4 protein-coding genes and 2 pseudogenes are annotated in these 7930 nt (G+C 62.0%); 5 read left to right on the top strand and 1 reads right to left on the bottom strand.

Annotated features, from left to right (window positions below; translation table 11 throughout):
• The 4 genes and pseudogenes from ACOVQ0_RS08655 to ACOVQ0_RS08640 form a co-directional block, all read left to right on the top strand.
• Positions 1 to 554: serine hydrolase (locus tag ACOVQ0_RS08655; protein ID WP_421882953.1), on the top strand; the 554-nt coding region annotated here is incomplete at its 5' end.
• A gap of 43 nt (positions 555 to 597) precedes the next feature.
• Positions 598 to 1833, top strand: a pseudogene (locus ACOVQ0_RS08650) (3-hydroxyacyl-CoA dehydrogenase NAD-binding domain-containing protein); the annotation flags it as partial.
• A 26-nt stretch (positions 1834 to 1859) separates the two neighbouring features.
• On the top strand, positions 1860 to 3455 hold the full coding sequence (locus ACOVQ0_RS08645; RefSeq protein WP_421883024.1) for a class I adenylate-forming enzyme family protein: 1596 nt from the start codon (positions 1860 to 1862) through the stop codon (positions 3453 to 3455).
• A gap of 3 nt (positions 3456 to 3458) precedes the next feature.
• A complete protein-coding gene (locus tag ACOVQ0_RS08640) occupies positions 3459 to 4634 on the top strand; it encodes an acetyl-CoA C-acyltransferase (RefSeq protein ID WP_421882950.1) in 1176 nt (391 codons plus the stop codon).
• Positions 4635 to 4842: 208 nt separating this feature from the next.
• Here ACOVQ0_RS08640 and ACOVQ0_RS08635 read toward each other — a convergent pair whose 3' ends face one another.
• Positions 4843 to 7485 carry a TonB-dependent receptor gene (locus tag ACOVQ0_RS08635; RefSeq protein ID WP_421882947.1) on the bottom strand — a complete coding sequence of 881 codons (2643 nt, stop codon included), beginning with the start codon at positions 7483 to 7485 and terminating at the stop codon, positions 4843 to 4845.
• 201 nt (positions 7486 to 7686) lie between these two features.
• On the opposite strand from ACOVQ0_RS08635, the pseudogene ACOVQ0_RS08630 reads away from it, so the two are divergent.
• Positions 7687 to 7930 (top strand): annotated as a pseudogene (locus ACOVQ0_RS08630) (hypothetical protein); the annotation flags it as partial.

Genomic DNA, 7930 nt, shown 5'->3' with positions numbered 1-7930 from the left:
GCTTTTACTGCCCGGATGACAAGGCGCACCGTCTTGCCGATGCCTTTGCCCATCAACAGGGCGAATCGCCGCAGCTCTTCGATCCGGCGGAGAAATCCGGCACCCGCCGCGTCCCACGCTTTGAAAGCGGCGGCGGTGGGCTACTGTCCACTACGGCGGATTACCACCGCTTCTGCCGGATGCTGGTGAATGGTGGCTCTGCCGATGGCGCACGCCTGCTCAGCCCCAAGACGCTGCAACTGATGACCGTCAACCACCTGCCCGGTGGCGCGGACCTGACGCAGGTATCGCGCGCGCTGTTCAGCGAAGCGTACAATGCAGGGGCGGGCTTCGGCCTCGGCTTCGGCATGACGATCGATCCGGCGCGCGCGCTTGTGCCCGGCTCTGCGGGCGAGTTCTACTGGGGCGGCATCTTTTCGACCGCCTTCTTTGTGGACCCGGTGGAGAAGCTGCACATGGTCTTCATGACGCAGCTCTACCCCTCGTTCATCTACCCCATCCGGCGTCAGTTGAAGACGCTGATCTACAGCGCGCTGGCGGAAAGCCGCGTCTGAAAACCTTAGCAGGAGAGAACCGATGTCTGACCCCATCCCCGGCGCGAAGGAACACATCGACGCTGCGCGCAAACTGGCCGCGACCATCGACGACATTCCCGCCGACACCGCGCTTCTGCCCATCGCCCGTGTCGGCGTGATCGGCGCAGGCACGATGGGCGGCGGCATCACCATGAACTTCCTGACTGCAGGCATCCCGGTGACCATCGTGGAAATGACGCAGGAAGCGCTGACACGCGGCGTTGCCACGATGGGCAAGAATTACGAGAACACCGTCAAGCGCGGCAAGATGGACGCCGCAGACGCGCAGGCCGCAATGGCCCGCCTCACGCCGACGCTCGATTTCGATGCACTGGCCGACGCCGATCTGGTGATCGAAGCCGTCTATGAAAGCATGGACGTGAAGAAGGACGTGTTCGGCAGGCTGGACAAGGTGGCAAAGCCCGGCGCGATCCTCGCCAGCAACACCAGCTATCTGGATATCGACGAGATCGCGGGCGTCACCTCGCGCCCGGAATCGGTGCTGGGAATGCACTTCTTCTCGCCTGCCAACGTGATGAAGCTGCTGGAAGTCGTGCGCGGCAAGGCGACCGGCGCGGCGCAACTCGCCACCGTGATGGCGCTGTCGGTGAAGATCGGAAAGGTGCCGGTGGTTTCGGGCGTATGCCACGGGTTCATCGGCAACCGGATGCTCAGCCCCAGGCAGGCGCAAGCCCACGCGCTGATCATGGAAGGCGCGAACTACTGGGACGTGGACGAAGCGCTGCTGGAATTCGGCTTCCCGATGGGACCGTGGCAGATGGCCGATCTTGCTGGCCTCGACATCGGCTGGCACCGTGACCCGAACCGGATCGAAAGCGTGCGCGATGCGCTCTGCGCCAGGGGCCGCTGGGGCCAGAAGACCAAAAAGGGCTTCTATGATTACGACGAAAATCGCCAGCGCACGCCGTCGGATGAGGTCAAGGCGGTGATCGCGGAATTTGCCGCGAAAGAAGGCAAAGCCCAGCGCGAAATCGGCAAGGAGGAGATCCGCGAGCGCCTGCTCTATCCCATGATCAGCGAAGGCGCGCTGATCCTTGACGAAGGCATTTCGCAGCGCGCTAGCGATATCGATACCGTCTGGCTCAATGGCTATGGCTGGCCCGCGTGGACCGGTGGCCCGATGTTCTGGGCGGACCATATCGGGCTGGATACGGTCGTCGCAGGCCTGAAGAAGCACGGCCTTCCCGTCGCTCCGCTGCTGGAACGCAAGGCTGCGGCGGGCGAAACGTTCAATTGAATGGGCAACTGATCGGAGCGGCGGCCATGCGGATCGAGGATATCGTAGAAAGCGAGTTCACATCCCTCAGCGACATCATTCGCGCCCATGCTGCACGGCGGGGCGATGCGGTGGCGCTGGCGGATGAACGCCGCACGGTGGGGTGGGCGGAAATGGACGCCCTGATCGACCGCATCGCCGCCGCTCTCCAGCACGAAGGGGTGCAGAAGGATGAACCCGTCGCCATCGCGGCGATGAACGCGGTGACAACCGGCCTCGCCTTCCTCGGTGCGATCCGTGCCGGTGCGGTCGCGGCCCCGCTCACCTCAACCGCCACGCCCGAGACTATCGTGGCCATGCTGGCCGACAGCGGCAGTCGTGTACTGCTGCTGGACAAGGACATTTCCGAACGCATTGCCGGGCTGGACCTGCCTGCTGGCGTAAAGCGCATCGCGCTGGACGATAGCGACGCGGGAGAGCCGTTCAGCACATGGATGGCCCCCGAAGGCGCAAAGCCCGAAGATCGCCCCGCCGCGCCTGCCGATCCGTTCAACATCATCTATTCCTCCGGCACCACCGGCGCGCCCAAGGGCATCGTGCAGAGCCACAAGATGCGCCACGAATATGCCCGCCGCACCATTCCGGCAGGCTATGGCGACGATACGGCAGTGATCTGCTCCACCCCCCTCTATTCGAACACCACGTTGGTCAGCTTCCTTCCCGCGCTTACCGCAGGGGGCAAAGTGGTGCTGATGCGCAAGTTTGATGCGCGCACCTTTCTGCAATTGAGCGAGCGCGAACGGGTGACGCACGCCATGCTCGTGCCGGTGCAATACCGCCGCATCATGGAACTGCCCGATTTCGGCAACTTCGACCTGTCGTCCTACAAGCTCAAGTCCTGCACGTCCGCCCCCTTCCCCGCATGGCTCAAGGCCGATGTGCTGAAGCGCTGGCCCGGTGGCCTGACCGATGGTTATGGCATGACCGAAGGCGGGGCGACCGCCGTTCTGCTGGCGCATCTTAACCCTGACAAGCTGCACACCGTTGGCCAGCCCTCGCCCGGCCACATCATGAAGATCATCGACGAGGACGGCAACGAGCTGGCGCAGGGCGAAGTGGGCGAGATCGTAGGCCATTCGCCGATCATGATGAACGGCTATCACGGCAAGGACGACAAGACCCGCGAGATCGAATGGTTCGACGCCGAAGGCCGCCGCTACATCCGCCACGGCGATGTGGGCAAGTTCGACGAGGACGGCTTCCTGATCCTGATGGACCGCGCCAAGGACATGATCATTTCGGGCGGGTTCAACATCTACCCCAGCGACCTTGAAGCCGAACTGACCCGGCAGAGCGCGGTAAAGGAAGCCGCTGTGGTCGGCGTGCCAAGCGACGCATGGGGCGAAACCCCGCTGGCCGTGATTGTGCTGGCCGATCCTTCCGCCGATCCCGCCGCCGTTCTGGCGCAAGCCAACAGCCGCCTTGGCAAGACGCAGCGCATTTCCGCTATCGAGGTGGTGGGCGAACTGCCCCGCAGCCCCATCGGCAAGGTGCTGAAGCGCGAACTGCGTGACCGCTTTGGCGGAAACCCCATCTTCGCCGCAACATCTCTTGAAAAAACACCATCTTCAGCAGGAGTATAACCCATGCGTGACGCCGTAATCGTATCCGCTGCCCGCACGCCCATCGGACGCGCATACAAGGGCGCTTTCAATGCCACGCCGGGCGCAACGCTGGGTGCACTGTCGCTCGAAGCCGCCGTGGCGCGCGCCGGGATCGATCCGGCCGAAGTGGATGACGTGCTGTGGGGCAGCGCGCTGCAACAAGGCGCACAGGCCGGCAACATCGCGCGGCAGGTCGCCCTGCGCGCAGGCCTGCCCGTCACCACTTCGGGCATGAGCATGGACCGCCAGTGCTCGTCCGGCCTGATGACCATCGCCACCGCCGCGAAGCAGGTGATCATCGACCGGATGGATGTCGTGGCCGCAGGCGGTCAGGAATCGATCAGCCTCGTCCAGACCAAGGACATGCGCGTCGCCCCGGACAAGAGCCTGATGGCGATGCACAAGGCGATCTACATGCCCATGCTGCAGACCGCCGAGATCGTCGGCCAGCGCTATGGCATCAGCCGCGAGGCCTGCGACGAATACGCCCTGCAGTCGCAGCAGCGGACGGCAGCGGCACAGGCAGCGGGCAAGTTCGATGACGAAATCGTCGCCACTGACAGTTCGATGGGTGTCCAGAACAAGGAAACCGGCGAGATTACGTTCCAGGACGTCCACCTGACCAAGGACGAAGGCAACCGCCCCTCGACCACGCTGGAAAACCTTCAGGCGCTCAAGCCCGTGATCGAAGGTGGCATCGTGACCGCAGGCAACGCCAGCCAGCTTTCCGATGGTTCGGCCGCCGTGATCGTGATGGAAGCGGACCTTGCCGCCAAGCGCGGCCTGACCCCGCTCGGTCGCTATGTCGGCATGGCGGTTGCGGGCACGGAGCCTGACGAAATGGGCATCGGTCCCGTCTTCGCCATCCCCAAGCTGCTGCAGCGCTTCGGCCTGAAGATGGACGACATCGGCCTGTGGGAGTTGAACGAGGCCTTCGCCGTGCAGGTGCTCTATTGCCGTGACAAGCTGGGCATCCCCAATGACCTGCTCAACGTCAACGGCGGTTCGATCTCCATCGGCCACCCCTATGGCATGACCGGCGCCCGCTGCACCGCCCACGCGCTGATCGAAGGCAAGCGTCGCGGCGCGAAACATGTCGTCGTGACGATGTGCGTCGGCGGCGGCATGGGCGCAGCCGGGCTGTTCGAAGTCCTCTGACGGCATCACACAAACAAAAAGCAATTGTATAGTTTGCAAACACATATCGTCATTGCGAGGAGGCGAAGCCGACGAAGCAATCCAGAGTAGGTCCAAACCGCGCTGGATTGCTTCTCCTCGCTACGCGAGGCTCGCAATGACGATACCAAACAAAAAAGGCCCCGAACGCGCCAGCGTCCGGGGCTTTTTCATGTCCGCAAATGTCAGATCAGAACTTCACTGTGCCGGTCAGCCAGAACGAGCGCGGCTGGATCGCCACGATGCTCAGCAACTGGTTCGGATTGGCCTGCACCGCTTCCTTGGTCAGCCCCTGACGGTCAAGCGAGTTGAGGAACCCGCCAGCGCGCGCCCACGACATGATGCCGAACTGGTTGAACACGTTGTTCACGTTCGCCTGCAATTTGAAGCGCTTGTCCGCGCCAAATTCATACGATGCGCCAAAATCGAACGTGTGGAAGCCCGGCAGATACCAGGCATTGGCGCGGTTTGCGGCACGCTTGCCGGTGTAGCTGTGCGTCAGGAACAGCGCGAGACTGTCCACCGGCGTCAGCGTGGCCGTGGTGCGCGTGAGGATCTTCGGGTTGTTGTCCGCATCCCCCTTGGGCGTCGATTGCAGCGTATCGTCTGCCGGATCTGGCGTGTTGGCCAGCCACAGGCCGAACTTGGAAGCCTTGGGATTCTGCAAGGTGATGGCCGTGCGCAGATTCAGCATGTCTCCCAGATCGGCATCGGCATCGATTTCCACGCCATAAGTCTCGATCTCGCCATAAACGGTCGGCGGGGTATAGAACTGGCCGTTCTGATTGGTGAACGTCTGCGTTGATCCCACGTTCGAGAGCTTAGAATAGAACGGGAAGACACCAACGCGCACGTCGCCCGCCCGATACTTCAGGCCCAGCTCGATCTGCGTGATCACCTGCGGTTCGGGGAACTGCGTGGCGATTTCGCTGGGGGAATCGATATCGGCAATGCCACGGAAGTCGGGCGCCTTCTTGCCGCGCGTATAACGCAGATAGGCTTGGAAGTTGTCGCTAACCTCGTAATTCACCGCGCCGGTGTAGTTCAGATAGTGGAAGTTGCGCTTGGTGTTCGTCGGCGCGGCATAGGTGTTGCGGTTGTTGTCCCACAGCGTCAGCGGATTGCCATCTGCACCTGCGCCGCCGTTGACCGGGGCTGCAGCACCCAACGTCAGGTTCGTCACGTCATAGCGGATGTCTTCGTAACGAATGCCGCCATCGATCGAGAGACGGTCGGTCACCTGCCATTCGTCGCCTGCGAAGACCGAAATCTGGCGCTGCGTTCCGCTTACGCCGTCGCCATCGAAAATGCCGCCGCCTTGCGAAGCAAAGCCTGCCGGATCGGTAACCTGCAGCACCGTGCCGTTGGGCAGCGTATGGGTGATGTCATAAACCTGCGGCTGCGAGGTCAGGCCCGATATGCCGAACCCGGCAGAACCGCCGATCTGCCTGTAGCGCGAATGCGCAAACGAAGCGCCGACCGCAAGCGAGTGATCGCCAAGGCTGGCCGAAAGCGTAAGCTGATCCTGAAATGTCCGCGACTGGTACTTGTTGGAAAGCGCAGCCTGCGAAAACACGCCGTTCTGCAGAACATTCTGGTTCGGCAGGTTATTTGCCACAACCGTATGGTCAAAGCCCGAGAACGAGAGAACCTGCGCCGCGACATTGTTGGTCCCGCGCACCTTGTAGGTGGTCGTCCCCGGCAGGCCCAGCGTGCCGGTCAGGATCGACAGGAAGAAGTCATCCAGCGTCAGCGGGAAGATCACGCCGCCGGTGCTCCAGTCGGTCTTGTTCTCGCTGTAACGCGCACGGTTCTGCACGTTGATGCCATCGGCCAGTTCGTGATCCCACGTCATGCCGAACGACAGTGTGCGGGCGTGGACCAGATCCGAGGCATCCCACGATCCGGTCGAACCATCGGGATTGGTAAAGCTGTGCGCATTGGCAGGCGGCAGCACCGACGAGGTGTTGTCGAAACCAGCCGCGATCTTGGGATCGTTATAGTTGAACGCCGGGGTAAATTCGAACCAGCCGTTGTGATCGTTCAGATACTTGGCATCGAACCGGACCGAACCATTGCCATAATCCCACAGCAGGTTGGCGCGGATCTGGCCGCCCTTGTTCAACGCGTAGCCCGGATCGCGCGAACCATCGCTTTTACGATAGAAGCCGCCAATGGCGTAATACAGGCCATTGCCCAGTTCACCGCCGGTATAGGCATCGATGCGGTAATAGGGGTTCTTGCCATCGCCTTCGAGGCCGACCTTGCCCGAAATTTCAAAGCCGGGGTGCGATTTGCCGGTGCGCGAGATATAGTTGAAGATGCCGCCCGGCGCATTGTTGCCAGTCACGGTCGCGGTGCCGCCGCGCAGGCCTTCCAGCCGGTCCAGCATGATATCGGGGCGCGAAAAATAATCCGGGCCGAAGTTGCCCACCGTCACCGGCTCAACCGGCAACCCATCTTCCTGCATCGAAACGTAGTAATAGCCGCCATCGCCATCGAGCGAGTTGGCCGAAACCCCGCGTGAGAACACCACGTTGCGGATTTCCCCCAGCGACGAGTTCACGAACACGCCGGGCACGTTCTTGATCAGGTCGGCCGAACTGTTGGCGATCTGCTGCGACAATTCCTCTGACGTTACCGCCGCGATGGAGATCGGCGCGTTTTCGATGGACTTGGCGCTGAACACGCCCGTCACCACGATCTGCTTTTCGGTTTCGGCGCTGGCGTCGGTCTGTTCGGTCGCGCTTTGCGCCATGACAGGAGCCGCCAATGCGCACAGCGCGACGGCTGCGACAGACGCGGAAAGGCGAATGGAATCTGCACGTTTCATTCAGAGCACCCCTCATGGAATCGAGGCCCTTTGCCGGGCCTTCTCCTTCTGAATAATCAAAAATGATCGATTGGTAAAGATGATTTGTGATCATTTATGATTGCATCGTGGTTAGATTTAACGTTGGACGTGTTCCACCGGTTGAAAATGGCGCATCCGGTTTGCTTGCCTGCCCTCGCGCTGCTGCCTACACCCGCCAGCATGGACAGGAACAACAGCCCACACGCCCAGAATGATCGCCCGTGGCCGCAGGCCGGGCGCGAACGCTTGATCTACCCTTCGCCCGTGGGCTGGAAAGGCACCGATTTCGTTGACAACGAAGAGGAACTGCTGCGGCGACTGAACCCGAAAACGGTGTTCATGATGGGCGATAATCCCGCCCTGCCCCGGATGCCCGAACGCCCCCGCCTGCTCGATTTCTTCCGCTGCCGCTTTGGCGATATCA

Origin of the sequence: Novosphingobium sp., from assembly GCF_049240505.1 — a bacterium.
Classification (GTDB): Bacteria; Pseudomonadota; Alphaproteobacteria; order Sphingomonadales; family Sphingomonadaceae; genus Novosphingobium.
The sequence above is the reverse complement of the archived record's forward strand: the minus strand, read 5'-3'. Positions and strand labels throughout refer to the sequence as shown.

Coding starts and splice junctions, on each gene's coding strand:
- ACOVQ0_RS08645 (WP_421883024.1), top strand. CDS start 1,860: ATGCGGATCGAGGATATCGTAGAAAGCGAGTTCACATCCCTCAGCGAC.
- ACOVQ0_RS08640 (WP_421882950.1), top strand. CDS start 3,459: ATGCGTGACGCCGTAATCGTATCCGCTGCCCGCACGCCCATCGGACGC.
- ACOVQ0_RS08635 (WP_421882947.1), bottom strand. CDS start 7,485: ATGAAACGTGCAGATTCCATTCGCCTTTCCGCGTCTGTCGCAGCCGTC.